Source organism: Sphingobium sp. AP50 (assembly GCF_900109095.1).
Classification (GTDB): Bacteria; Pseudomonadota; Alphaproteobacteria; order Sphingomonadales; family Sphingomonadaceae; genus Sphingobium.
In genome coordinates this window covers 1-1,549 of sequence record NZ_FNYZ01000059.1, presented here as the reverse complement: position 1 = coordinate 1,549, position 1,549 = coordinate 1, and the positions used below count along the sequence as shown (strand labels likewise).

General features: G+C 50.5%; 1 protein-coding gene. It reads left to right on the top strand.

All coding sequences use genetic code 11. From position 1 onward, the window contains the following. Positions 1 to 229 precede the first annotated feature (229 nt). A complete protein-coding gene (locus tag BMY84_RS28830; protein ID WP_143075211.1) occupies positions 230 to 1,255 on the top strand; it encodes a nucleoside hydrolase in 1,026 nt (341 codons plus the stop codon). Positions 1,256 to 1,549: the final 294 nt, after the last annotated feature.

Genomic DNA, 1,549 nt, shown 5'->3' with positions numbered 1-1,549 from the left:
CGAAGCGGTCATCCTCCCGCCCTTCGCCACCAACCGCACCACCATCTACAATCGGGCCGCAAACCCCACCTGACGCATTCTCAAACGGACTCTTAGCATAGCGACCCTAGCCTTGATCGTGCCGTGCACGGCCTGAAAAAGCTATCACGAACGATATAAAGCTAGACTGTCTATCTATATCGCCATATTCGCTGGTCCTTGGAACAGAGATTTTGTGTGGGAGGCTATCATGAACCGAAGGCAATTGATCACTCGTTTGAGTGCTTCTGGCATCATGATGGGGATGACAGGTACTATGGCGGCCGCGGCATCAGTGGGCCGGAAAGATCCGCCTCCGGCCGTGCGTTCCAGAGTCCTGTTCGCAAATGATCTTTGCGGCAATGCTGATGGCCTGTTCGCTGCCGTCCATGCAATTCTGTCAACTGCCTCTATGGATCTTCGCGGAATAATCGGAACGGGCACGAACTTCCCAAATCAAACCGCAAAGCGCTCGGTTGGACTGGCTCAAGACATGCTCGCAATAATGGGCCGATCGGCTCAGGTGCCCGTTTTCATGGGAGCGACGTCTCAGATGAAGGATGACATCACCCCCGTTAGGTCGGCTGGTACGCAGGCAATCATTGATGAAGCAAAACGCACTGATACCAAGTTACCTTTGTATATAGCTGTCGGCGGCGGACTAACAGAGGTGGCAAGCGCACTCCTTCTAGAGCCCGAGATCGCCGGTAAATTCACGTTGGTTTGGATAGGAGGGGGCTCGTTCCCAGCAGGCGGATTTGAGTTCAATGCTGCTATTGACCCGGTAGCGTTTAGATACGTGTTCAATCAAAGCGAGGTCGCGATCTGGCAGGTTCCAGCGGATGCTTATGACACGTGTCATGTCTCTATATCGGAATTGCGAGCCTATATCCAGCCGTGCGGGCCAATTGGGAAGTGGCTAATGGCGCGCCTTTCAGAGAATATCGAGCAGATGGGAAAAATGGGGCTTGCGCCCGGAAGCACCTGGATCTTGGGTGATAGTCCACTGGTACTCCTAACCGCCTTGACTGATAATTTCCCGAGTTCATTCAAGGCGCCATTTACTTACGATAAAACAGCGTCGAGTACTTATTCGGAAATATTTGTTCCAAGAATTTTGAACTCCGGCGCTTATCAAGAGACAGTGGCCGGACGTAAGATGCGAATGTATAGAAAGATAGATACTAGATTGATGTTCGGTGACATGTTTGCGAAATTCAAAATTCAAGGTATTTGACAAATACAAAGATTTTTCGAGTATAATCATTTATTTTATGGTGTGTATTATATTTCGTCCCATTTGCAGGATATGAAATAACTCTTAATTTTACCTATTTTGAGAAGATCGTATCAATCCTTAATTATCGAGAGGAGCCACTATGGTAAATATCACCCGCCGCGGCCTGGTGCAGAGCGCCATTGCTGCGGCTGTCGCGCCAGCTGGAGACCCGCAAAAACCGGGTAATTTCTGGCGAAGCGGACTGGCTTGATGACGTCGAGGCTTCGGGGCGCACCAGGGGCATCGTTCGGA